Source organism: Solidesulfovibrio alcoholivorans DSM 5433 (genome assembly GCF_000702665.1).
Taxonomy (GTDB): Bacteria; Desulfobacterota; Desulfovibrionia; order Desulfovibrionales; family Desulfovibrionaceae; genus Solidesulfovibrio; species Solidesulfovibrio alcoholivorans.
In genome coordinates this window covers 77,186-101,647 of sequence record NZ_JNJA01000014.1, presented here as the reverse complement: position 1 = coordinate 101,647, position 24,462 = coordinate 77,186, and the positions used below count along the sequence as shown (strand labels likewise).

Sequence of the window (24,462 nt, the reverse complement as noted above, 5' to 3'; positions counted from 1 at the left end):
GGGTGGGGGCTCGGGGGAGGGAACCCCGGGCCACGCGGCCCGCAGCATAAAAAGAGGGGTTCCCTCCCCCGATTCCCTAGGATTATGGCCCACATTCTCCTCATCGACGACGACGCCATCCTGAAGGAAACATTCGGCGCGCTCATGCGGCGGCTGGGGCATGGCCTGGTCTGGGCCGGGTCGCTGGCGGAAGGGCGCGAGGCGCTGGCCGCGGGCCGCTTCGACGTGGTGCTCCTCGATTTGCGTCTGCCGGACGGTTACGGCCTGGATCTGCTGCCCGAACTGCGCGCCGCGCCGGGTTCGCCGGAGATCATCATCGTCACCGCCCAGGACGATCCCGAGGGCGCGGCGCTGGCCATCAAATCCGGGGCCTGGGACTACATCCAGAAGCCGCTCACCCCCAACCGCGTCACCCTGCCGCTCACGCGCGCCCTGGAATACCGCGCCCAGAAGGCCGCGCGCCGGCCGCGCGCCGTGCTCAAGCGCGAGGGCATCATCGGCACGGGACAGGCCATGGAGGCCTGCCTCGACCTCGTGGCCCAGGCCGCCGATTCCGACGCTTCGGTGCTCATCGGCGGCGAGACCGGCACGGGCAAGGAGCTCTTCGCCCGCGCCATACACGCCAATTCCTCCCGCGCCACCAACAACTTCGTGGTGGTGGACTGCGCCGCGCTGCCGGAAACGCTGGTCGAGAGCGTGCTCTTCGGCCACGTCAAGGGCGCGTTCACCGACGCGGACCGCGACCGCGACGGGCTGTTCAAGCTGGCCGACGGCGGCACGCTCTTTCTCGACGAGATCGGCGAGCTGTCCCAGGGCATACAAAAGACGTTTCTGCGCGTGCTCCAGGACGGCCGCTTCCGGCCGGTGGGTTCCAAAAACGAGCTGCAAAGCGATTTCCGGCTCGTGGCCGCGACCAACCGCGATCTTTCGGTCATGGCGGCGAGCGGCGTGTTCCGCGAGGATCTGCTCTACCGGCTGCGCACCATCGTCATCACCCTGCCGCCGCTGCGGGAGCGGGTGGAGGACATCAAGCCCCTGGCGCTGCACTACATGAACCGCTTCTGCGAGCGCTACCGTTTGCCGACCAAGGGCGTGACGGAAGAGTTTTTCCAGGCCCTCGGCGCGTACACCTGGCCCGGCAACGTGCGCGAACTGAGCAGCACCATGGAGCGGGTGGTGCTCGCCCATCGCGGCGAGCCCATGCTCTATCCCAAGCATCTGCCCGACGAGATCCGCATCCAGGTGCTGAACGCCGGCGCGGCCTGCGAAACGGTCCCGGCCGTGCGCGAGGCGGCGGCCCGGGCCGGCCATGCCGTGCCGCCCTGGAAGGAGTACCGCCGCCGCGCCCTGGACGCGGCCGAGGAAGCCTACCTGCGCGACCTGCTCGCGGCCTGCGGCGGCAACGTCGTGCGCGGCGCGAAGCTCTCCGGGCTGTCGCCGTCGCGGCTCTACGACCTGTTCCGCAAGTACAATCTCCCCACCCGCGCGTAAGCCGCGCCTTGCTCCATCTTGCGTCGGCCGCGCCGCTGCCGTACCGTGCCAGCCATGGACATGCCCATACTGACGCTCAAGAACAACGAGGAACGCCGCCTTCGCGCCGGACACCTGTGGGTGTTCAGCAACGAGGTGGACACGAAGAAAACCCCGCTCACCGCCTTCGCGCCGGGACAGGCCGCCGTGGTTACGGCCTCGCGCGGCCGGCCGCTCGGCGTCGTCACGGTCAACCCCGGCTCGCTCATCTGCGCCCGGGTCATGGATAGCGACCCGGACACGCGCCTCGACGTCGATTTCTTTCGCTCCCGCATCCGCGACGCCCTGGCCCTGCGCGCGCGGTTCTACGCCACGCCGTATTACCGGCTGCTTTTTTCCGAGGGCGACCATGTGCCGGGCGTGGTCCTCGACCGCTACGGCGACGTGGTCGTGGGGCAGCTCACCACGGCCGGCGCGGAGGGGCTTCGCGACGTGATCCTCGAGGCCGTGCTCGCGGAGCTGTCGCCGCGCGCCGTCATCTGGCGCAACGACGCGGCCTCGCGCGACCTGGAGGGCCTGCCGCGCGCGGTGGAGACGGCCTACGGCGAAGCCCCGGAATTCCTGGAGATCGACGAGGACGGCGCACGCTTCGCCGTACCCGCGCTTTCGGGGCAAAAAACCGGCTGGTTCTACGACATGCGCGAAAACCGCACCGCCCTGTGCCGGCTCGTGCGCGGCAGGACCGTGCTCGACCTCTTCGCCTATGCCGGGGCCTTTTCCGTGCGCGCGGCCCTGGCCGGGGCCGCGTCGGCCGTGTGCCTGGACTCCTCGGAAGCCGCGCGCGACATGGCCGCGCAAAACGCCGCGCGAAACGGCGTGGCGGGCAGCGTCGAGGCCGTGCGCGCCGACGCCGGGGCTTTTCTCGAGGAATGCGCCGCCTCCGGGCGGACTTTCGACGTGGTCAGCCTCGATCCACCGGCCCTGGTCAAGCGCAGGAAGGACCTGGAAGCGGGCCTGCGGGCCTACGAGCGCCTCAATCGCCTGGCCATGGACGTGCTGGCCGACGACGGCATCCTCATGACCTGCTCCTGCTCCCAGCACGTGGACGCCTGGGACCTGCGCCGTGTGGCGCTTCGCGCGGCCAACGCCGCCGGACGCCGCGCCCAGGTGCTGGCCCAGGGCCGGCAGGGCCCCGACCATCCGGCCCATCCGGCCATGGCCGAGACCGACTACCTCAAATCCTTCACCCTGCGTCTGCTGCGGCGCTGAGCCATCCCGTGCCCGCCGCGCCGCCGAGCCTTCCCGTACCGCCTGTCCCTCCGGCCTCCCCGGAGGGACAGGGCGGCGAGGACGCGCTGCTTTCCTCCCTGCCGTGCAGCCTGCTGCGGCGGTTTGAAATGCTCAACCGCCGGCTGGCCCCCATCTTTTGCATCGCCGCCATGGTGGGCGCGGTCACGGGGCTCGTGGCCGCGGCGCTCCTGGCCGGGGCGGGATATCTGGAGCAAGAGCGCAGGGCACTGGCCGCGGCCGCAGAGGCGGCCTTCGGCGGAGGGCTGGCGGTTTCCATGCTCCTGTCGGCCGGGCTCACCGTGGCGGCCGTGGCCTTGGTGCGGTTTTTCGCGCCCGAGGCCGCGGGCAGCGGCATCCAGGAGATCGAGGGGGCGCTGGCCGGCGTGCGCAGGCTGCGACCCTTGCGCGTGCTGCCGGTCAAGCTCGTCGGCGGCGTGCTGTCGCTTGGCAGCGGCATGAGCATGGGCCGCGAAGGGCCGACCATCCACATGGGCGGCGCGCTCGGGCGGTTCCTCGGCCAGCTGTGCCGCCAGCGGGACCCGCAGGTGCTCCACTCGCTGGTCGCCGCCGGGGCCGGGGCCGGGCTCGCGGCGGCGTTCAACGCGCCCCTGGCCGGCATCCTCTTTGTCGTCGAGGAGATGCGCCGCTCGTTTCATTTCAACTTCGTCTCGTTCCATTGCGTTGTCATCGCGTCCGTGGCCGCCGACATCGTGGCGCGGGTGGTGCTCGACGCCGGGCCAGCCATCGCCATGCGCGTCTTCGCCGTACCGCGCCTGGGCGAATTGTGGTTTTTCTTCGTCTTCGGCGTACTGATCGGGCTTGTGGGCGCGGTGTTCAACACGCTGCTGCTCGGCGCACTCTCGAAGGTGGACCGGGCGGCGTCGCGCTGGCCGTGGCTGTACGCCCTGGCCGTTGGCGCGGGCATGGGCGTCATCGCCTGGAGCGTGCCGGAGCTCACCGGCGGCGGCTACAAGGTGTTGCGCCACGCCCTGACCGGTACGGTGGGGGTGCCGTTGCTGCTGCTGTTTTTCGTCTGCCGCTTCGCGAGCACGCTTTTTTCCTACGCCACGGGCGCGCCGGGCGGCATCTTCGCGCCCATGCTGGCGCTCGGCACGCTGCTCGGCATGGCCTTCGGCGAGGCGGTCACGGTGCTTTGGCCGGATCAGACGCTTTTCCCGGGCATGTTCGCCGTGGCCGGCATGGGGGCGCTTTTTGCGGCCACCGTGCGCGCGCCGCTGACGGGCATGGTGCTCATCATGGAGATGACCCGCAACTACGACCTGACTTTGCCGCTGCTCATCGCCTGCATCGCCTCGGTGGTCACGGCCGAATCCCTGGGCGGCAAGCCCATCTACACGCTGCTGCTGGGGCGCACGCTGCACCTGTCCGGGCAAGGGGGATGTGGAGGAGGGGACAGGGGGGACGCCTCCGGCGGCCAGGAGGGGGCGGGGGCCCCTCCCGGACCACCCCGAAAGGGGAAGTAGGAGCGTGGGACTGCCGCAAGGCGTTATTTTCTTGCCGAAGCCCCGGTGACGTCCTACAGAGAGCATAGGGAGAACCGGTTTCCCTTCGCACGACGTATAACCGGAGGATGCCTATGCTGTCCTGGACCGTCACCTTTCTCGTCATCGCCCTGATCGCCGGCATCGTGGGTTTTACCGGCATCGCCAGCGCGGCGGTCGGCATGGCGAAGATTCTGTTCTATATTTTCCTGATCCTCTTCGTGCTGTCGCTGCTTCGCAAAATGTTCTGACCGCCAAACGGCAAGCGCCCCCTTGCGCGTTGTTCGCGGCAAGAGGGCGCCCGGGTTTTCGCGGCGGCGGAAGCGGCTACTGCGCGTCCGTCCCGTCTTCCTCTTTCACGTCTTCGCGGCGCGGTGCGGCGGCCTGCCACAAGGCTTCCAGCACGTCTTCCACGCCTTCGCCCGTGAGCGCGGACATGAAAAAAACCTTCTGCCCGGCATCGGCCACGGCGGCCTTACGTGCGGCCAGCTCCTCGGGGGAGAGCAGGTCGATCTTGTTGACCACGCGCAGCTGCGGCCGCTCGGCCAGGCGTGCGTCGAACAGGCGCAGTTCCTCGTCCACGACGTTGAAGACTTCGAACACGCCCTCGGGCGAGGCGTCCTCGGCGGAGACGACGTGCAGGAGCACCCGCGTGCGCTCCACGTGGCGCAGGAAACGGTGGCCCAGGCCCTGGCCCAGGTGCGCGCCTTCGATGAGCCCCGGGATGTCGGCCAGGATGAGCCGGTCGCCGTAGTCGTTTTCGATCACGCCGAGGTTGGGCGTGAGCGTGGTGAAGGGGTAGGCCGCGATTTTCGGCCGGGCGCGGCTCACGGCCGCGATGAACGTCGATTTGCCCGCGTTTGGCAGGCCGATGATGCCGACGTCGGCCAGGACCTTGAGCACGAGCCGGATGCGGCGCTCCTCGCCGGGCTCGCCGGGCTGGGCGAAACGCGGCGTGCGCATGGTGGCCGAGGCGAAGTGCAGGTTGCCCTTGCCGCCGCGCCCGCCCCGGCAGGCGATGTAGTCCTGCCCCGGGGTCGTGAGGTCGGCCAGGAGCCGCGCCTCGTCCTCGTGCTCGCGGACCTCGCTTTCCGCGATCAGGTCCGGGTTGGGCTCGAAGTCCGGAGCCTCGCGCACGAAGCCGTGCTCGTCGACGACCAGGCCTTCGATGTCGCCGTCGTCGTCCGGGATCTCGGGCTCGCTGGCGGGTTGCGCCGCGCCCGTCGTATCGGGCGCATCGGGGGCCGGCAGCTCGTAGAGCTCCGTGCCCACGGGGACGCGGATGACGAGGTCCTCGGCGGCCCGGCCGTTTTTCTGGCGGCCCATGCCGCCTTCGCCGTTCCTGGCCTCGTAGATGCGCTTGAGGCGCAGGTCGTACAGGGTCAGCAGGTCCGGGTCGGCGCGAAAGACGATGTCGCCGCCCTTGCCGCCGTCGCCGCCGTCCGGGCCGCCCCGGGGAATGAACTTCTCGCGGCGAAAAGACACCGCACCACGCCCGCCCTTGCCCGAGCGGACAACGATCCAGGCTTCGTCGACAAAACGCATGGAAACTCCTTCACGACGTATGGAAAAATTATGTTGTCCCCAAACGGGACTTCAACGCTCTCGCATTCCAGCGTGACTCCCTTCCCGGGAGTCCAGAGGGGACCGCGCCCCCTCTGGCCGCCGGAGGCATTCTCCCTCAAAGCTCACGGCCGCAGCCGCGCCAGGCGGTCTTCGCGGCCGACGAGCACGAGCTTGTCGCCCGTGCCGAGGGCTTCGTCGGCCCGGGGGATGAACGTGTAATGGGCCGCGCCCGCGAGCTTCTTGGCGATGACCTGCACCTGATGCTTGTTGGTCAGGTCGAGCTGGCGCAGGGTCTTGCCGGCCCAGTCGTCGATGCCGATCTCCTTGATGGCAACGTCCTTGTCCATGGGCAGGTACTCGATGAGCCCGGGACTGGCCAGCTGGTGCGCCATGTTTTTCGCGGCGAAACGCTCGGGAATGAACACCGTGTCCACGCCGATCTTGAGCAGGAGCTTCTCGTGGTCCGTGGACACGGCCTTGACCCAGACCTGCGGTACGCCGAGTTCCTTGAGGTAGAGCGAGATGAGGATGCTCGCCTCCATGGAATGCCCGACCGAGACCACGACATGGGACATCTCCTCCACGTGGATCTGCTCCAGGGCCCGCTTGTCCCGGGCGTCGAGCTGGTAGACCTGCGTGAAGACATTCTTGGCATTGTTGACCTTTTCCGGGTTGCCGTCCACGCCGACCACCGTGCGCCCCAGTTCCGTCAGGCAGCGGCCCATGTGGAAGCCGAACTTGCCCAGTCCGATGATGCAGACCTGATCTCCGGCCATGTTTCCTCCGCAAGGCGCGGCGCGAAGCGCCGTCAGCCGATCATCATGCCCTGTTCGGGCCAGCGGTAGCGCAGCGGTTCCTGGAAGCCCTGGACCACCGAAAGAAAAAGGATGGGGCCGAGCCTGCCCACGAACATGAGCAGGGTGATGACGATCTTGCCCGCCGGGGTGAGCGACGGCGTGATGCCCGTGGACAGGCCCACCGTGCCGAAGGCCGAAACCGTCTCGAACAGGATTTCCAGGAAACGGCCGCCCGATTCCACGTGGGGGGCCACCGCCCCTTCGGTGAAACACAGCAGCAGCACCGAGCCGAGAACCAGCACCCCGGCGAACACGGTCAGGGTCACGGCGCGGTCGATGGAGTCGTCGTCCACGGCGAAACGGCCGACCACGGCCTGCCGCCGGCCCAGCACGCGGGACGCGCCAAAGGCGAGGAGCACCCGGAAAGTGGTGGTCTTGATGCCGCCGGCGCAGGAGCCCGGCGAGCCGCCGATGAACATCAAAAGGACCATGATGACCAGCGACGCGTCGGCCATGCGCCCGATGTCCAGGGTATTGAATCCCGCTGTGCGGCAGGTCACGGACTGGAAGAGCACGGCCAAGACCTTGTCCGTGGCCGAAAGCTCGGGATAGCGCTCGCCCAAGAACTCGCCGAAAAAGATCATGGCCGCGCCGGCCAGGACGAGGAAGGCCGAGACCCCGACCACGGTGCGGGCGTGCCAGGACAGGCGGAACCGCTTCGCCTCGGGGCGGGCCAGCCGTTGCAGGCGCGACCGGGCGGCGCGGTAGCCCTCGATGAGCACGCCGAACCCCAGACCGCCGCTTACGATCAGCCACATGAAGACGAGGTTGACCCAAGGGCTCGCGGCATAGCCCATGAGGTTGTCCGGGAACAGGCCGAAGCCGGCGTTGCAAAAGGCCGAAATCGAGTGGAACACGGCGGAATAGGGCGCAAATCCCCTGGGGTCGAGCATGTAGAGGGCCAGGGCTCCCACGCCTTCGATGAAGGCCGTGACAGCGGCCATGCGCACCAGGAACCGCCCGAGGTGGAACGCGGCGTCGTGCAGCAGGCTCTGGCCCACGGCGATGTGGTCGGCCAGGGAAACGCGGCGTCGCCAAAGGTAGAAGATCAGGGTGGAGAAGGTCATGATGCCGAGGCCGCCGAGCTGGATCAGCGCCAGGATCACGGTCTGGCCGAAGCGGGTGAAGGCCGTGCCCGTGTCGACCACCGTGAGCCCGGTGACGCAGGCGGCCGAGGTGGCTGTGAACAGGGCGTCGAGAAACGAGATGGGCCGTCCCTGGCAGCTGACGGGCTGGCACAGCAAGAGAGCGCCGCAGAGGATCGCCCCGGCGAACAGGTGGATGGGCAGGGCCAGGGGGGCGAAAAGTTTCTTATGCCACATGGGGAGACTCGTAGCCCAGCCCGCGCCGTTTCACCAAGGGGTCAGCGGCGAAAAAAATGGGGGGCTCTGTGGGAGCCCCCGCGCGGGAGATGAAGGAGAGGTCAGAACAATAGGGAGGTATTGTCTGCTCAGTTCTGTATCTTACCAAGAACCATGCCAGAAGCCGGCGTGGAGAATTGTGCTTGAAGCTAAGTAGGTTCAATATGTTACAGTTTGTCTATATGAAGAATCTTCGGAGAGGGAGGTTTCTATTTTACGGTAAAACAGGGAAATTGCGGAAAAACAATACCACCACGGGGCGGGGAGCCGCTTGTACGGCATGGCCTGCGTTTTGCCAAGGCCAAAATGGTCCTACAGCCTGAACGGGCGCAGCACACGCGCGAGCACCCCCTGCACCTTGGAGATGGCCACACCGTAGTTGGTGACGGGCACGCCCCGGCGCACGCATTCCCGGATGCGCCGGACCATCTCCATGCGCCCGAGCATGCACGAGCCGCAGTGCACGACCAGGGCGTAGCGCTCCAGGTCGTCGGGGAAGTCGTGGCCGGCATGGATCTCGAAGCGCAGGTCACGGCCCGTGTACTGGGATATCCAGCGTGGCAGCTTCACCCGGCCGATGTCGTCGGCCTGGACGTGGTGGGAGCAGGCCTCGGCCATGAGCACGGCGTCGCCGTCGCGAAGCCGGTCGATGGCCGCCGCGCCGGCGACGAGGGTCGGCAGGTCGCCCTTGTAGCGGGCGAAGAGCGTGGAAAAGGTGGTCAGCGGCACGTCGTCCGGCACGTCGCCCGCGACCTTGAGGATGACCTGGGAGTCGGTGACGACCAGGGCCGGCGGGCGGCGCAAGTTCTCCAGCGCGGCTTCCAGTTCGCGCTCCTTGACCACGACCGCCGTGGCGTCGCCGTCGAGGATCTCGCGGATGACCTGCACTTGCGGCAGGATGAGCCGGCCTTTGGGCGCGGCCAGGTCGATGGGCACGACGCAGACCACGGTCGCGCCCTCGCCGAAGAGGTCGCCGGCGAGCACGGGTTCGCGCATGGCCTCGGCCGGGGCCAGGGCGATGAGCGCCTCCTTGACCGTGGTCGCACCCTGGCCGGTGGCGGCGCTGGCGCTCACGGATCGGATGCCGGCGTCGCGGCACCAGGCGAGGTCGGCCTCGGCCGGCGCGGCCAGGTCGGCCTTGTTGAACACGACGAGGAAGGGAATTTCCAGGCGGCGGATGGCTGCGACGATGCCGCGTTCGGCGTCGGTCAGGCCCGAGGCGGCGTCCACGACCACCACGGCGATGTCCGTGCGCCAGAGCACCTTTTTCGTGGCCGCCATGCGCAGGGCGCCGAGTGCGCCCGTGTCGTCGAGGCCGGCGGTGTCGTAGAAGGTCACGGGCCCCAAGGGCAGCAGCTCGTAGGGCTTGGCCACGGGGTCGGTGGTGGTGCCGGCCACTTCCGAGACGATAGCCACGTCCTGGCCGGCGATGGCGTTTAAAAGCGACGACTTGCCCGCGTTGGTGCGCCCGACGAGCGTGATGACGAGCCTGACGCCGCGCGGGGCCTTGTTGCCTTCGGATTCAGCCATGACGTCTCCTTTTGGACCCGCCCACGGCGGTGGAGGGTGTGCGCCCGACGCGGCGGATGGCCGCGCGCACGGCGGCCAGGCGCGAGGCGGCGTCGGCGCGCAGGGCGTTCTTGCCGGGGTAGATGGCGTAATCGCCGCCCACGGTTTCCGGGGTCAGCGAGGGCATGATGACGTTGGCCCCGACCGTGAGCCCCTGTTCCCGCGCGCCGTCGCGCAGGGCACTCAAGGCCGAGGTCGAGGGAATGTTGGCCAGGGGGTTTAAAAGCCGCAGCACGGCCATGGCGCGGAAGGCGGTCAGGACCGAGCCGGCGGGCGCGTCACCGTAGGGCGTGCCCGGGCTCGGCACGAACGGTCCCACGGCGATCATGTCCAGGTCGAGCGCGGACAGGCGCGCGAGATCGCTTGCCAGGATGTCCGGCGTCATGCCGGGCAGGTCGGTGATGATGCCCGAGCCCACCTCGTAGCCGGCCTTGCGCAGGAATTCCACCCGGGCCAGGCGGTCGGCGAGTGCGAGCCCCGGCCGGGATTTCGCGTACAGGGCCTCGTCGAAGGTCTCGATCTTGAGCAGGTAGCGGTCCGCGCCGATTTCGCGCCAGTAGAGGAAATCGGCTTCGGGGCGGTCGCCGAGCGACAGGGTCACGGCCACGTCCGCTTGTTCCTTGGCCCCTGTCACGACGCGGCCGATGTCTTCCCTGGTGTACGTGTAGTCGTCGCCGGACTGCACGACCACGGTGCCGAGCGACAGTTCCCGGGCGAGCGCCGTGCAGGAGACGATCTCCTCCACGGAAAGCCGGTAGCGGTGGACGCCGCGGTTGGCCCGGCGCAGGCCGCAGTAACGGCAGTTGTTCACGCAATGGTTGGAAAACTCGATGACGCCGCGCAGATAGATTTCGGTGCCGAAGTTTTCCCGCGTCAGGGCGTCGGCGGCGGAAAAAAGCCCGGCATCGTCGGCTCCGGCGAGTAGTTGGGCGATTTCGGAAGGGCGCATGGGCATTTTCTCCGCTACCATCGTTGCAAATTGCTGTTGCCGCGCATGTGGATTTCAGAATTGCGACATGCCCCAATCCGTAAGGGAGTCCAGAGGGCACGAGCCCTCTGGCCGCCGGAGGCGTTCCCTCCCCCGCCTCCTCCCACCGCTTTTACGCCAGCCGGCGCGCGGCGTTGCGGGCCGCCACGCATTCGCACACGAGCCTGTAGGCCCCTTTGGCCGCGGGGTCGAGGACGTCCGGGGAGGCGTCGTCCTCGGCCCGGGAGAGCAGGTCCTCCACGTCGGTGCTGATGCAAAGCCACAGTCCCTGCGGCGCGGGCACGCGGCCGTGCAGGTAGTGGCCGGCGAGGATGGTGTCCCCGACGAGCAGGATCGGCGCGAGGGGCAGGGAGGGCGTGCGGTAAAGGCGCACGCGGCTCGGGTGGCGCGCGGCCAGGGCGTCGCAAAAGGCGGCCGAGGCCGCGAATTCCCGGCGCAGCGTCACCTCTGGCATGTCGCGGCGCAGGATGCCGCTGAATTCGCCCCAATAGGCCGCGCCGGCCGCCGGGTCGAAGCTCACGATGTCCAGGCGCGAAAATTCCGGCCGCGAAAGCGCCGCTTCCAGGGCGTCGGCCATGGCCCGGTCCCGGGCGAAATTCGAGTACATGCCGGCGTGGAAAAAGAGCCTGTCCGCGCCAGCCACCAGCTGCGGCAACCCCGCTTCGTCCAGTCCCGCGAAAACCCGGATATCCCCCTGCCCCTCCATCACTTCTCCTCTTCCCCCGTCCAGGGGGGCCGCCGGAGGCACTCCTCGTAATCCCCCGCCTCGTACCCCAGTTTGCGCATGCGGCGCGGGGAGAGCAGGGCCGCGGCCGCGTCGCGGGTGAGCACGCCCGAGGCTTCGAGGTGTTCGGCCAGGGGCAGGCCCTTGGCGTCGGCTTCGGCCAGCAGGTGCGAGACGCGTTCGTAGCCGAGCGCGGGCACGAGCACCGTGGCCAGGGCGTGGCTATTCTCCACGAGTTCCCGGCAATGCGGTTCGTCGGCCGTGATGCCGGCGACGCATTTGTCGGCGAAAATCCGCGTGACGCGCGACAGCAGGCGCAGGGATTCGAGCAGACTGTGGGCGAGAAGCGGCAGGAACTGGTTGATCTGCAATTGCCCCAGTCCCGCGACCAGGGTCACGGTCTGGTGGTTGGCCATGACGCGAAGCGCCGTCTGGCCCACGCATTCCGGCACGACCGGGTTGACCTTGCCCGGCATGATCGACGACCCGGCCTGGAGGGCGGGCAGGCGTATTTCGCCAAGGCCCGTGGCCGGGCCGCTGGCGAGCAGGCGCAGGTCCGAGGAGATCTTGAGCAGGTTGGCGGCGAAGGCCGAAAGGATGCCCGAGACCTCGACGAAGGGGTCGGCGTTGGCCGTGGCGTCCACGAGGTTTTCCGCGCGCGACAGCGGCAACCCCGTGAGCACGCGCAGATGCTCCACGGCCCGGAAGATGAATTCGCGTGGCGCGCCAAGGCCCGTGCCGATGGCCGTGCCGCCGAGGCTCACCTGCTTGATGCGCTCGCGGCACTTGAAGATGCGCCAGCGGTCCCGGGAAATGGCCTCGGCAAAGGCCCCGAACTCCATGCCGAGCGTGAGCGGCACGGCGTCCATGCACTCGGTGCGCCCCACCTTGACCACGTGCGCAAAGGCCGATTCCTTTTCCTGGAAGGCTTCCTGGAGCCGGGCCGTGGCCGCTTCCAGGTCCTTGAGCAGCAGCAGGGACGCGACCTTGAGCGCCGTGGGGTAGGTGTCGTTGGTGGACTGGTGCAGGTTGACGTGCTCGAGCGGCGAAAGGAACGCGTAGTCGCCGGGCGCGCGGCCAAGCAGCTGCAGGGCGCGGTTGGCCGCGACTTCGTTGACGTTCATGTTGGTCGAGGTGCCGGCCCCGCCCTGGTAGGGGTCCACCAGGAACTGGTCGGCATGGCCGCCGTCCGCGATCTCGCGGCAGGCGGCGACGATGGCCCCGGCCTTGGCCGCGTCGAGGCCGCCGATCTCCAGGTTGGTCTCGGCGCAGGCCGCCTTGACCAGGGCGTAAGCCTTGATGAATTCGGGGAAGAGGCGTCCTCCCGAAACGGGAAAATTCTCCACCGCCCGCAACGTGTGTATGCCGTAAAGGGCGCCCTCGGGGAGCTCTCGCGCTCCCAGGGCATCGCTTTCCTGTCGCATGAGCCAGCTCCCCAAGTGGCGACCCAGTGCATCCGCGAAGGACCGGACCATCCGGCCGCGCCGCGGACGCTGCGGCGGCTTTGGTAACACGAATCCTGAGAAAGATCATGTGGCGAGGCGGGGCTCGCTTTTGGCGCCAAGGCGCTGTCTGCGCCTCCGGCGGCCAGGGCGCTGCCCTGGACCCGCCGGGGGGCATGATGCCCCCCGGACCCCCTCTCCGTGGGGGCGGCGTTTCCGGGGGGCGGCAGGCTTGCTGTCGCCCCTGGAAACGCCGCCCCCACAGGCCATCGCCACTGGCGAAAGGGGGAAGGAGGAGGAGTCACAGAACATTTTCCCCCCGCTCGGGGGGGAGTTGTCCGGGAGAGGCGAGGCGGCGCCTCTCCCGGACTTCCCGTGTCGCTTTCGCGATTAGAGACGTTGACGCTTGAAGTAGTGGGTATGCAGCAGGTGGTGCGATTTCTCGGACAGCGGCTTGCCCAGGAACTTCTCGTAGAGTTCGATGATGTACGGGTTCTGGTGCGACTTGCGCAGCGGCTTGCCCGCGTCCTCGTCGTAGAGGACCTGGGTGCGTAGCTTGAGCAGTTCGACGTCGCCGTGGTGGTAGGGCTGTCCGCCGCCGCCGATGCAGCCGCCGGGACAGGCCATGACCTCGATGGCGTGGAAGGTCTCGCCGGCGCGCACGCGCTCGAGGAGCTTGCGCGCGTTGCCAAGGCCGTGCGCCACGCCGATGACGAGCTCGTGGGGACCGACCTTGACCGTGGCCTTCTTGACGCCTTCCATGCCGCGCACGTTCTCGAACTCGACCTTGGTCAGCGTTTCTCCCGTGGCCAGTTCGTACGCGGTGCGCAGCGCCGCCTCGATGACGCCGCCGGTGACGCCGAAGATCGGGGCCGCGCCGGTGGACGCGCCGAGCGGGGCGTCGAAGTCCTCGTCGGGCAGGCCCGCGAAGTCGATGTTCATGCGCTTGATCAGGCGCGCCAGCTCGCGGGTGGTGATGACGATGTCAACGTCCGGGTTGCCGTCCACGGCGAACTCCGGACGGGCGCGCTCGTACTTCTTGGCCAGGCAGGGCATGACCGAGACCACCACGAGCTTTTCGCGGGAGATGCCGAGCAGGTCGGCGTAGTAGGTCTTGGCGATGGCGCCGAACATCTGCTGCGGCGACTTGGCCGTCGAGGGCACGTCGAGCATATCCGGGAACTGGTGTTCGAAGAACTTGACCCAGCCCGGGCAGCAGGAGGTGAGGATGGGCAGCTTGACCGTCTGGTCGCCGGCGAGGTGCTTGCCGAGGCGGTCGAGGAATTCCGAGCCTTCCTCCATGATGGTCAGGTCGGCGGCGAAGTCGGTGTCGAAGACGTGGGCGAAGCCCAGGCGGCGCAGGGCGGCGGCCATCTTGCCGGTGACCGAGGTGCCGGGGGCGATGCCGAGGTCCTCGCCGAGGGCGGCGCGCACGGCCGGGGCGGTCTGGACGATGACGACCTTGTCCGGGTTGGCCAGGGCTTCGACGACTTCCCAGCTGTGGTCGTGTTCGACCAGCGCGCCGGTGGGGCACACGGCCACGCACTGGCCGCAGTTGGTGCACACGGTGTCGGCCAGGTTCATCTCGAAGGCCGGGGCGACCACGGCGGTGAAGCCGCGGTTGACGCCCGAGAGCACGCCGCAGGTCTGGACGACGTTGCACATCGTCTCGCAGCGGCGGCACATGATGCACTTGTCCATGTCGCGGATGATGGAGGCGGAGATGTCCTTGCGGTAATGGGACATCTCGCCGCCGTCATAGGGCGACTCGCGGATGCCGAAGCGCTCGGCCAGGGTTTGCAGCTCGCACTCGCCGGACTTGGCGCACACGAGGCAGTCCTTGGGGTGGTCGGAGAGCATGAGCTCGAGCACGGTACGGCGGGCGTTGAGCACGCGCAGGGTGTTGGTCTTGACGACCATGTTGTCGGTGACCGGCGTGGCGCAGGCCGGGGCGAGGTTGCGCCGGCCCTCGACCTCGACCACGCAGATGCGGCAGGAAGCGGCCTTGTTGTTGACCCGAAGATCCTCGAGGTTGAGGTAGCACAAGGTCGGGATGTCGATGTCGAGCTGCCTGGCGGCATCCAGGATGGTGCTGCCCGCCGGCACGGACGTCGTTTTGCCGTCTATGGTTATTGTCAGCATGGACATTGCGGACCTCCTTGGATCCTTATTGCTTGATGATGGAGTCGAACTTGCACTTGTCGTAGCAGGCACCGCACTTGATGCACCGTGTGGCGTCAATGGTGTGCGGCTGCTTCTTCGTGCCGGAGATGCACTCCACCGGGCAGACCTTGGTGCACAGGGTGCAGCCGGTGCACTTGGCGGGATCGATGGTGTAGGTCAGCAGGGCCGTGCAGACGTGGGCCGGACACTTCTTGTCTTTGATGTGGGCTTCGTATTCGTCGGCGAAGGTGTCCATGGTGGACAGGATCGGGTTGGGCATGGTCTGGCCGAGACCGCACAGCGCCGTGTCCTTGATGATCACGCACAGGGACTTGAGGCGGTCGAGGTCGGCATGGGTGCCCTTGCCCTTGGTGATCTTGTCCAGCATCTCGTAGAGGCGCTTGGAGCCGATGCGGCAGGGGGTGCACTTGCCGCAGGTCTCGTCCATGGTGAAGTCCAGGAAGAACTTGGCCACGGAAACCATGCAGTCGTCCTCGTCCATGACGACCATGCCGCCGGAGCCCATCATCGACTTGCGGGCGATCAGCGACTCGTAGTCGATGGCCACGTCGAGGTCCTTGTAGGACAGCGCGCCGCCGGAGGGGCCGCCTGTCTGCACGGCCTTGAACTTCTTGCCGTCGGGGCAGCCGCCGCCGATCTCGAAGATGACTTCGCGCAGCGTGATGCCCATGGGCACTTCAATGAGGCCCACGTTGACGATCTTGCCGGCCAGGGCGAAGACCTTGGTGCCCTTGGTGGTGGCGGTGCCGATGGAGGAGAACCAGTCCGCGCCCTTGAGCACGATGGCCGGGACGTTGGCGAAGGTCTCGACGTTGTTGACGATGGTGGGCTTTTCCCAATAGCCGGACTGGGCCGGGAACGGGGGCTTGGTCACGGGCTCGCCGCGCTTGCCTTCCATGGAGCGGATGAGCGCCGTTTCCTCGCCGCACACGAACGCGCCGGCGCCGTACTTGAGCTCGATGTCGAAGTCGAACCCCGAGCCGAAGACGTTCTTGCCGAGCAGGCCGTAGGCGCGGGCATCGTCGATGGCCTTTTTCAGGCGCTTGATGGCGAGCGGATACTCGGCGCGGATGTACACCGTGCCCTGGGTCGCGCCGATGGCGTAGCCGCCGATGGCCATGGCCTCGACGACGGAGTGCGGGTCGCCTTCCAGCACGGCGCGGTCCATGAACGCGCCCGGGTCGCCTTCGTCGGCGTTGCACACGATGTACTTCTGGTCGGCCGTGTTGGCCAGGGCGATGCCCCACTTGACGCCGGTGGGGAAACCGCCGCCGCCGCGGCCGCGCAGGCCCGAGGCCTTGATCAGTTCCACCACCTCGGCCGGGGTCATGGTCAGGACCTTGGCCAGAGCCTCGTAGCCCCGCAGGGCGATATAATCGTCAATGCTTTCAGGATCGATGAAGCCGCAGTTGCGGGTGGCGATCCGAAGCTGCTTTTTTTCCGTGGTCGTCGCTGGCATGTCGTCGTCTCCCGGTAGATTGGATTACAGAACTACCCGCTCGTAGTTGACGGGGATGATTCCCTCGACCGGTTCGCCCTTCATGACGTACTCGGTGACGAGTTCCCGGGCCTTGGCCTCGTCAACGCCGCCGAACACCACGGGGGCCTTGCCGGGCAGCGTGATTTCCACGGTGGGCTCGGCGTAGCAGTAGGTCATGCAGCCGGACTGCATGAATTCCACGCCGGTCAGGCCGTTCTGGGCCACTTCGTCCTGCATCGCTTCCAGGGCGGCTTTGCCGCCGGCGGCGATGGAGCAGGTGGCCAGCGACACGTTGATGATGGTCTTGCCGTTTTTGGCGGCCTTGCGGTCGAGGATCTCCTGACGCTTGGCTTTGAGTTCTTCGAGGGTTCTGATGGTGCTCATGAAAAGCGCTCCTTGTCTTCAATCGCTCGGTTTGCGCTAGTAGTCGGCCAGGATTTTCTTGACCTGCCCGGGCGTGACGTTGCCGTAGACCTTCTCCCCGACCATGACGATGGGAGCCAGCGCGCAACCGCCGACGCAACGCAGGGTGTCGATGGAGAACTTGCCGTCGGGGGTGACGTCGCCGATGTCGATCTTGAGCTGTTCCTTGAAGGCATGGACCACTTTGTCCGCGCCCTTGACGAAGCAAGCCGTGCCCATGCAGACGGAGATGGGGAACTTGCCCTTGGGCACCATGGTGAAAAACGTGTAGAAGCTGACAACGCCGTAGACTTGCGCCAGAGGCACTTCCATGTAGTCGGCGACGAACTGCTGCACTTCGATGGGCAGATAGCCGAATACGCTCTGAGCTTTATGAAGCACGGTGACGAGATGGCCTTCTTTCTGGGGCAGGGCTTCGATGAACTGGACGACTTCCCGGTAGAGTGGCTGCGGCAGCACTGCATGCTCCGGCACTCTGCACTCGCCGACCGCTTGACAAGTTGAGTTTTGCATACCCAAGCACCTCTTTTGGCGGCATGTTGAAGTTACTGGGATGCGAGGCCGTGGCGTCCGCCGGGATGGGACGGCGGCAGCAGGCTCTCGCGGTTTTCCTGTTCTGGCCCTACTTTGTGAAAAATATCACAATCTAGGGCGGTTTGCTGTTCGCGACAATTCTCCCACTCTGATGGCCGGAAAAACGTCGCGTGTTCCACGGTCTGGTCCCGAAAAAGCAAGAACCGGACCAGCAAATAAAAGCGTAATATATCATCGAGTTGAAGAAATAGGGCCGCGCCGCCAAGGTCCCGAATGGGGCCTTGGGCCATGACAGTTCCCGTGTCCGGATACGCTGGCGCGGGCAGTTCTTTGGATAAGGTATTGATTCCGGCAGGTTGGCGACGGCAAGACAAAGTGCGCTAGCCGTCGGGAAAAAATGGGTCAAAATGCCACCCTCCCAGAGACCCAAGGGTCTCTGCGGTTTGCCGGACACAAAAGAGGCTTTCAGGACAACGGTAGCACGTCTTGTTTCGATGTGCATCCCCCTTCCCGCCATGGGACCGGGGCGTGCGTGCGCCATTGGCGATGGAAACAGGCGGGGGAAGGGGCATGGTTGTTGCCGGCGCGCGGCGGCGCATGGCGACCGCCATGCGGTCACGGAAAGACGCGGGGGAGGCGTGCCGGGGCCAGAGAACAGGCCCCGGCACGGGATCAGGCCGGCATCATCAGGTCAGCATCTCGCCGATCAGGCCCTTGAGGCCGTCGGCCTCCCGGGACAGGCCTTCCAGGGCGGCGTCCGAATCCTCCATGGCCGCGGCCGTGTCCTTGGAGATGCGGCTGATCGATTCCACGGTGCGGCTGATCTCTTCGCTGACGGCCGATTGCTGTTCGGACGCCGCGGCGATGGCCTGCACCTGGTCGGCCGAGGCTCCGACCAGGGCGACGATGCCTGTCAGGGCCTCGCCGGAGTTGCGGGCCAGGGCGTCGGCCTTTTCCACGGCCACGACCGCCGCCTCCACGCTTTTGACGTGTTCGCCGGTGCCGTGCTGGATGGCGGTGACGGCCTGCTCGACCTCCTTGGTCGCGGACATGGTTTTTTCCGCGAGTTTTCTGACCTCGTCGGCGACCACGGCGAAGCCGCGTCCGGCCTCGCCGGCACGCGCGGCCTCAATGGCGGCATTGAGCGCCAGCAGGTTCGTCTGGTCCGCGATGTCGGAAATCACGCCGATGACCGCGCCGATGCCCTGCGCCTCGCGGCCGAGCACCGTGATGTCCTCGCGCAGGGACGCCGCGCGCTCGCGGATCGCGCCGATCATGGCGACGAGGTCGAGCACGGTTTTCGAGCCCGTCTCGGCCTTGGCCCGGGCCTCGGCGGCCGTGGACGCGGCTTCGCCGGCGTTTTTCGCCACTTCCAGCACCACGGTGTTCATCTCGCCGATGGCGAGCGAGGTCTCGGCGGCCGAGGCCCGTTGCGCCTGCGCGCCTTCCCTGGCCTCGCCCACCTTGGCCGAGAGCGCGTCGCAGGCTTCGCCGAGGCGCGCGATCACGCCTTCCAGGGTGCGGGCGGCGGCGGTCGCGCCTTCGCGCCGGGCGGCCACGGCCGCTTCGCGCGCCGTTTCGGCCTCGGCCAGGCAGGTTCCGGCCCGGGCGGCCTCGTCCGCGGCTTCGCGCGTCTTCTGGTCGGCCTCGATGATCTTCTGCTTGAGGTTGTCCACGAGGGTGCACAGCGCATCGGCCAGGGTGGTGATCTCGTCGGTGCGCCCGCCCAGGATGCGGCTGTCCACGCGCTCGTGGATCTCCAGGCAGGCATCCATGTCGCCCGTGGCGATGCGCTGGCTGTGCGAGGAGAGAAACGCCAGCCGATCGATGATGGTGCGCTTCATGAACAGCCACAGCGCCGCGACCAGGGCGCAAAGGCCGCCCAGGGAAAGCAGCCCGGCCTTGGTCTGGGACGCGGCCAGGGCCGCCATCTCCGGCGATACCTCCTCCACCGTGACCAGGGCGCCGAGCACGGCGCGGTTTGCGCCGTGACAGTGGTGGCAGTCGGGCGCGTTTTGCACCGCGCGCACGGTGACGAAGGCGGGCCGGCCGGCCACGGTGGCGAGCTGCGCGCCGTCGCTGCCACGGGTCAGGGCGGCGTCAAGCAGCGCGGCGACGGCCGGCGCGGGCAGGCTCTCCGCCAGGGGCCGGCGCAAGGCGGTCTTTTCCGTGGCATAGGTGGCGTCGCCCCGGAAGTCCGTGAGAAAAGCCCGGGATTTGTCCCCGGCTCCGGCGATGCGCGCGAATTGCGCCGTGGTGCCCTGGCTGTCGCCAAGGAGCATGGGCTCGCTGACCACGAGCTGGATGAGGTCCGCCGTGCGCCGGGAGGCGGTTTCGATTTGCGCCAGGGCGACCTGGCGTTGCCACAGGGCGTTGGCCGTGAAAAGCGCCGTCAGCACCACGACGGCCACGAGGCAGACGAGGAGCAGGGCCTTGGAACCGAGGGAGAGGGAACCGAAGCGTCTGAGCATGGGGAACCTCCAACACACGGCAAGGAAGCGCGCGGAGTGCGGATGGTTAATGCGCGCCGGCCTGCAGCAGCGGCTTGTAGCCGAAGGCGCGGACCCGGGATTCGTTATGGCAGCCCTGACAGTCGGCCACGGTAAGCTTGCCCTTGATGGCGGCCGGGTCGCCCGTTTCCGCATGGATCGAGCCCGGGCCGTGGCAGACTTCGCAGCCGGCGTCGGCCAGGCCGGGCGTGGCCGCGAAGCTCGTGAAGCCGCCGGGCTTGCCGTAGCCCGTCACGTGGCAGGCGAAGCAGTCGGCAAGCTCCTCCGGCGTGAGCTTTTTCGCCATGAGCCGGACGTTTTCCGAGGCGTGGGCTTTCTTGGAGTGCTTGATGAAGGCCGCGTGCTGCGTCGGATGGCAGCCGGCGCAGGCGGCGGAGCCCACGTAGCGGGCTTCCTCGGCCCGTGCCGCGCCGGGCGGGCTGGAGCAGAGGAAGGCAAGGCTACACAAGGCCGGAAGCAACCAGGAGCGGCTTTCCATGGGCATACCCCCCTTCGGAAGAACGAAGCGGGGCCGTCGCGGACGGGAACGACGGCCCGCGCCTCGCCGTGGCAGCCTCGTCGCGCGTCCCGCCGGGCGGGATGGGACACGCGGTAAGGTCGTTTGCGTGACAATCAAGAGCAAGATGCATACCGGGAAAGCGGCAAACGCACCGCAGCGGCGCAAAAGCTGGCGGCGGGCGGTCGCGGGGAACAGGGGGGCTGCTAACGATGCGGCATGCAAGGCCTTTCCGAAAGGCCCCGGCCCGGGTCACCAGCGGAAAAAGGCCGGTTGCGGCCACGGCGTCCGCCCGGGCGGGCCGGGCCTGGAGCCTTTTGTCTCAAACCCGTGCCGGCGGTGTGTCGGAAGCAGCCAGACGGCGCGCCCGGGAGGGCGCTACATGATGTCGTATTCGCGGATCTTGCGGTAGAGCGTCTTGCGCGAGATGCCGAGCGCCGTGGCGGCAAGCGTGCGGTTGTTGCCGAAGCAGGCGAGGACCTTGGCGATGTGCTCGCGCTCCACGGCCTCGAGCGAAAGGAAGTCGTTTTCGCCCTCGCCCTGTACGGACAGTTCGCGTGGCAGGGCGTTTTCGGTGATGACCCCGGCCTCGGCCAGGATGACGCCGCGCTCGATGACGTTGCGCAACTCGCGGATGTTGCCCGGCCACTGGTAGTTGATGAGGCACCCCATGGCCCGGTCGGACACCCGGTAGGTGCCGCAGGCCTGGACGCGGCCCAGGAAGTATTCCACCAGGAGCGGGATGTCCTCCTTGCGCTCGCGCAGCGGCGGCAGCTCGATGTTGAAGACGTTGATGCGGTGGTAGAGCGCCTCGTGGAAGCGACCGGCCTCCGCTTCCTTGGCCAGGTTGCGGTTGGTGGCGAAGATGAGCCGGATGTCCGTGGTGCGCTCGTCCTTGTCGCCCACGCGGCGGTAGGTCTTGTTCTCCAGGGTGCGCAACAGCGAGGCCTGCACCTCCATGGGCAGCTCGCCGATCTCGTCGAGGAAAAGCGTCCCCTTGTTGGCGAAGGTCATGAGTCCTTCGCGGTTTTCCGTGGCCCCGGTGAACGACCCCTTGACGTAGCCGAACAGTTCCGAACGGGCCAGCTCCTTTTGCAGCGTGGCGCAGTTCTTGATGACATACGGCTTGTCCGCGCGGTTGGACCGGGCCTGGATGGCCGTGGCCGCCACTTCCTTGCCCGCCCCGGATTCGCCGGTGATGAGCACGGGCACATCGGTCGGCGCGACCTTTTCGATCAGGAAGCGGATCTGCTTGATGGCGGCGGAATTGCCCACGATCTGCTGCGGCTGGGCCTGGTTCTGGGCATGGCGGAGCTGGCGGTTCTCGAAGCGCAGGCAGGCGCGCTGATAGGCGCGCTCCACGATGAGCTCCAGCTCCTCCAGGTTGAAGGGCTTGGTGATGTAGTCGTAGGCCCCGAGCTTCATCGCCTCCACCGCGGAGTCGATGTTGCCGTGGCCGGTGATGATGATGACCTCCACGTCCGGGGAGTGCTGGCGGATTTCCACGAGCAGGTCCAGGCCGTCGGCGTCGGGCAGGCGCAGGTCCAGGATGACCACTTCGTAGGCGTTGCGACGCAGCATTTCCCGGGCCTGGTGGGCGGTTTCCGCCGTGGCCAAGGCCCGGGCCGGAGAGGAGAGTTCTTTCTTGAGCAGCTTGCCGATGGACGGTTCGTCATCGACGACTAGGACGCTGTAAGGGCTCGTCATGGGAGTTTTTCCGGGTTTAAGGGAAACTTGACGGTGAAGGTCGCGCCCTGCCCGGGCTCGCTTTTGACCGTGATCTCCCCATGGTGCTTGGCCACGATGGACATGCAGGTGGAAAGCCCGATGCCGATGCCCTTGCCGGCCCGCTTGGTGGTGAAAAACGGCTCGAAGAGCTTGTCCAGGTGCTCGGGCTTGATGCCGCAGCCGGAGTCGGCCACGGACAGGCAGGTCGCTCCGCTCGAGGACTGGAAGGTGGTGATGACGATGCGGCCCGGCCCGGCGATGGCGTCCATGGCGTTGATCAGGAGGTTGAGCATGACCTGCTTGATCTGGTGCTCGTCGCCGGAAATGGGGGGCAGGTTTTCGCACAGTTCCGTGCGCACCGTGATCTTGGCCTGGTTGCGCTGCTTGAGGTGGCTGCGCAGGAGCTTGAGGGTGTCCTCCACCACGGCGTTTAGGCTCACCGGCGAGAAGCTCACGGTCCTGTGGCGGCTGAAGGTGAGAAGCGTGGTGACGATGTCCTGGCAGCGCCGGCATTCCTGGAGGATCGTGGTCACGTAGTCCTCCACGTCGTCCATGACCCGGGAATCGACTTTCTCCCGCAGCGTCGGCAGGCGGCGGCGCAGGCCCTCGGCGAAGCCGAAGATGGCCGTGAGCGGGTTGTTGACCTCGTGGGCCACGCCCGTGGCCAGCATGCCGATGGTGGCCATCTTTTCGGCCTGGTAGAACTTGGCCTGGTATTCCTTCTCGCGGGTCACGTCGCGCTTGAACACCAGAATGTGCTGCTCGGGATCGTCGGGGTGATGGATGGGCGAGGCCACCATTTCGTACTGCACGTTCTTGCCGCCGATCTTGAAGATGGCCGTTTCGCGGCAGATGTCGCCGGTGGCCAGGGAGCGGCTGGCCGGGCAGTCGGCGCAGGGATGGTCCTGGCCGCGGAAGATCTGGTAGCAGAATTTCCCCTCGGGCGCGGGGTCGGGGAAGATCTGGCGGAACACGTGGTTGACCGAGAGGATGCGCAGTTCCGGCGAAAGCACCATCATGATGTCGGTGATGCCGTCGAGGATGGCGGCGATCTCCCGGCGGCGCTGCGCGGACTGCGTGTTCGCGTCTTTGAGGGCCTCGATGGTTTGGCGCAGTTCCTGGAAGAAACCGAGCTTGGTGTGTTCGATGCCGATGAGATCCTCGAGGGACGGCGCCCTCCAGGGCATCACCAGGCCTCCTGGCACACGCCCAAGAGCGATTCCCAGGTGGAGGGCCTGGGGTTGGTGAGGGTGCAGGCGTCGTTGACAGCGGCCTTGGCGATGGTTTCCAGACAGTCGCGGTCGGGCAGGATGTCACGCAGCCGCACCGACACGCCGAAGTCCGCGAAAAAGCGCTCCAGCCAGCTGATGCCTGCCTGGGCGATGTATTGGGACGAGCACATGCGCGGCCCGCAGACGATGCGTCCGATGGTGGCGATCTTGTCCACGCTCGCCGGCAGGTTGAAGCGCATGACGTGGGGCAGGAGGATCGGGTGGACGAGGCCGTGGAGCACGTCGAACATGCCTCCGAGCGAATGGGCCAGGGAGTGGCCCACGCCGAGGCCCGCGTTGGAAAAGGACATGCCCGCGGCCGTGGCGGCGATGCTCAGGTTCTCCAGGGCCTCGATGGAGCGGTTCTCCAGGGCCGGCCGGAGGTTTTGCGTGATCAGGCGCATGGCCTTGACGGCCTGGTGCTCGGTGAAGGGCGAGGACAGCAGCGAGACGTAGGATTCCACGGCGTGGGCGAAGGCGTCGATGGCCGAGGTGATGATGAGCTTTTCGCTTTTGGTGAGCAGGATCAGCGGGTCGATGATGGAAATGTTGGGCACGAGCGACCGGCTGATGATGGACATCTTGAGCTGGCGTTGCACGTCGGTGATGATGCAGAACTGGGAGATGTCCGAACCCGAGCCCGCGGTGGTCGGCAGGAAGATCATGGGCGGCAGGGGGCGCATGATGCGGTTGGCCCCTTCGTAGTCGCTGATGCGGCCGCCGTTGCCGACGATGGTGGCGATGCCCTTGGCCGCGTCCATGGGGCTGCCGCCGCCCACGGCGATGAGCACGTCGCAGCGCTCGCGCACGTAGATTTCCGCGCCTTCGTGGATCTGGTAGTCGCGGGGATTGGAATTGACGGAATCGTAGTAGATCCACTCCAGGCCGTTGTCGCGCAGGATTTCCATGATGCGGTCGACCCAGCCGGCCGCGACCAGGCCCTGGTCGCTGACGAGCAGCACCCGCCGGCCGCCCAGGCGCTTGGCGCAGGAGGCCAGGTGCACGATGCTGCCGCGTCCGAAGATGATTTCGGGGATGGCGAATTTGCTGATCCGCATGGCGCTCCT

The 24,462-nt window shown here is 67.3% G+C and carries 20 protein-coding genes; 4 read left to right on the top strand and 16 right to left on the bottom strand.

Going from position 1 to position 24,462, the window contains the following annotated elements; translation table 11 throughout:
• Window positions 1-84 precede the first annotated feature (84 nt).
• The 4 genes from Q368_RS0118650 to Q368_RS24920 all read left to right on the top strand — a co-directional run bounded on the left by Q368_RS0118650 (window position 85) and on the right by Q368_RS24920 (window position 4,513).
• Window positions 85-1,491, top strand: coding sequence for a sigma-54-dependent transcriptional regulator (locus Q368_RS0118650; protein ID WP_029460565.1), 1,407 nt, complete (start codon window positions 85-87; stop codon window positions 1,489-1,491).
• 54 nt (window positions 1,492-1,545) lie between these two features.
• Entirely contained in the window at window positions 1,546-2,739 is a 1,194-nt protein-coding gene (locus Q368_RS0118645; protein ID WP_029460564.1) for a class I SAM-dependent rRNA methyltransferase, read from the top strand.
• A gap of 8 nt (window positions 2,740-2,747) precedes the next feature.
• Window positions 2,748-4,244 carry a H(+)/Cl(-) exchange transporter ClcA gene (gene clcA, locus Q368_RS0118640; protein WP_052360286.1) on the top strand — a complete coding sequence of 499 codons (1,497 nt, stop codon included), beginning with the start codon at window positions 2,748-2,750 and terminating at the stop codon, window positions 4,242-4,244.
• Between the two features lie 113 nt (window positions 4,245-4,357).
• On the top strand, window positions 4,358-4,513 hold the full coding sequence (locus Q368_RS24920) for a DUF1328 domain-containing protein (RefSeq protein WP_029460562.1): 156 nt from the start codon (window positions 4,358-4,360) through the stop codon (window positions 4,511-4,513).
• 76 nt (window positions 4,514-4,589) lie between these two features.
• Here the strand turns inward: Q368_RS24920 and cgtA are convergent, their stop codons facing one another.
• The 16 genes from cgtA to Q368_RS0118550 all read right to left on the bottom strand — a co-directional run bounded on the left by cgtA (window position 4,590) and on the right by Q368_RS0118550 (window position 24,453).
• Complete coding sequence (gene cgtA / locus Q368_RS0118630) at window positions 4,590-5,807, bottom strand: Obg family GTPase CgtA (RefSeq protein WP_029460561.1); 1,218 nt, start codon at window positions 5,805-5,807, stop codon at window positions 4,590-4,592.
• A 143-nt stretch (window positions 5,808-5,950) separates the two neighbouring features.
• A complete protein-coding gene (locus Q368_RS0118625) occupies window positions 5,951-6,604 on the bottom strand; it encodes a potassium channel family protein (protein WP_029460560.1) in 654 nt (217 codons plus the stop codon).
• Between the two features lie 32 nt (window positions 6,605-6,636).
• The gene (locus Q368_RS0118620) at window positions 6,637-8,007 is read right to left on the bottom strand and encodes a TrkH family potassium uptake protein (RefSeq protein WP_029460559.1); all 1,371 of its coding nucleotides are present in this window, start codon (window positions 8,005-8,007) and stop codon (window positions 6,637-6,639) included.
• 351 nt (window positions 8,008-8,358) lie between these two features.
• The gene (gene hydF, locus Q368_RS0118615; protein WP_029460558.1) at window positions 8,359-9,576 is read right to left on the bottom strand and encodes a [FeFe] hydrogenase H-cluster maturation GTPase HydF; all 1,218 of its coding nucleotides are present in this window, start codon (window positions 9,574-9,576) and stop codon (window positions 8,359-8,361) included.
• Window positions 9,569-10,564: a [FeFe] hydrogenase H-cluster radical SAM maturase HydE gene (hydE, locus tag Q368_RS0118610; protein WP_029460557.1), complete on the bottom strand. Its 996-nt coding sequence runs from the start codon at window positions 10,562-10,564 to the stop codon at window positions 9,569-9,571. The genes hydF and hydE overlap by 8 nt, the downstream gene beginning before the upstream one ends.
• A 151-nt stretch (window positions 10,565-10,715) precedes the next feature.
• Entirely contained in the window at window positions 10,716-11,309 is a 594-nt protein-coding gene (locus tag Q368_RS0118605) for a hypothetical protein (protein ID WP_029460556.1), read from the bottom strand.
• The gene (locus tag Q368_RS0118600) at window positions 11,309-12,751 is read right to left on the bottom strand and encodes an aspartate ammonia-lyase (protein ID WP_043786418.1); all 1,443 of its coding nucleotides are present in this window, start codon (window positions 12,749-12,751) and stop codon (window positions 11,309-11,311) included. The genes Q368_RS0118605 and Q368_RS0118600 overlap by 1 nt, the downstream gene beginning before the upstream one ends.
• Before the next feature lie 408 nt (window positions 12,752-13,159).
• Window positions 13,160-14,917, bottom strand: a complete 1,758-nt coding sequence (locus Q368_RS0118595) for an NADH-dependent [FeFe] hydrogenase, group A6 (protein WP_029460554.1) — start codon at window positions 14,915-14,917, stop codon at window positions 13,160-13,162.
• Window positions 14,918-14,936: 19 nt separating this feature from the next.
• A complete protein-coding gene (locus Q368_RS0118590) occupies window positions 14,937-16,412 on the bottom strand; it encodes an NADH-ubiquinone oxidoreductase-F iron-sulfur binding region domain-containing protein (RefSeq protein ID WP_029460553.1) in 1,476 nt (491 codons plus the stop codon).
• A gap of 24 nt (window positions 16,413-16,436) precedes the next feature.
• Window positions 16,437-16,817 carry a (2Fe-2S) ferredoxin domain-containing protein gene (locus Q368_RS0118585; protein ID WP_029460552.1) on the bottom strand — a complete coding sequence of 127 codons (381 nt, stop codon included), beginning with the start codon at window positions 16,815-16,817 and terminating at the stop codon, window positions 16,437-16,439.
• 36 nt (window positions 16,818-16,853) lie between these two features.
• Window positions 16,854-17,369 (bottom strand): NADP-reducing hydrogenase subunit HndA, encoded by a 516-nt coding sequence (gene hndA / locus Q368_RS0118580; protein ID WP_029460551.1) that lies wholly within the window; start codon window positions 17,367-17,369, stop codon window positions 16,854-16,856.
• Window positions 17,370-18,076: 707 nt separating this feature from the next.
• Window positions 18,077-19,861, bottom strand: coding sequence for a methyl-accepting chemotaxis protein (locus tag Q368_RS0118570; protein WP_029460549.1), 1,785 nt, complete (start codon window positions 19,859-19,861; stop codon window positions 18,077-18,079).
• 46 nt (window positions 19,862-19,907) lie between these two features.
• Window positions 19,908-20,384 (bottom strand): multiheme c-type cytochrome, encoded by a 477-nt coding sequence (locus Q368_RS0118565; protein ID WP_029460548.1) that lies wholly within the window; start codon window positions 20,382-20,384, stop codon window positions 19,908-19,910.
• A 390-nt stretch (window positions 20,385-20,774) separates the two neighbouring features.
• On the bottom strand, window positions 20,775-22,103 hold the full coding sequence (locus Q368_RS0118560; RefSeq protein ID WP_029460547.1) for a sigma-54-dependent transcriptional regulator: 1,329 nt from the start codon (window positions 22,101-22,103) through the stop codon (window positions 20,775-20,777).
• On the bottom strand, window positions 22,100-23,311 hold the full coding sequence (locus Q368_RS0118555; protein ID WP_029460546.1) for a two-component system sensor histidine kinase NtrB: 1,212 nt from the start codon (window positions 23,309-23,311) through the stop codon (window positions 22,100-22,102). The genes Q368_RS0118560 and Q368_RS0118555 overlap by 4 nt, the downstream gene beginning before the upstream one ends.
• Window positions 23,311-24,453: an iron-containing alcohol dehydrogenase gene (locus tag Q368_RS0118550; protein ID WP_029460545.1), complete on the bottom strand. Its 1,143-nt coding sequence runs from the start codon at window positions 24,451-24,453 to the stop codon at window positions 23,311-23,313. Before Q368_RS0118550 ends, Q368_RS0118555 begins: the two co-directional genes overlap by 1 nt.
• Window positions 24,454-24,462 lie beyond the last annotated feature (9 nt).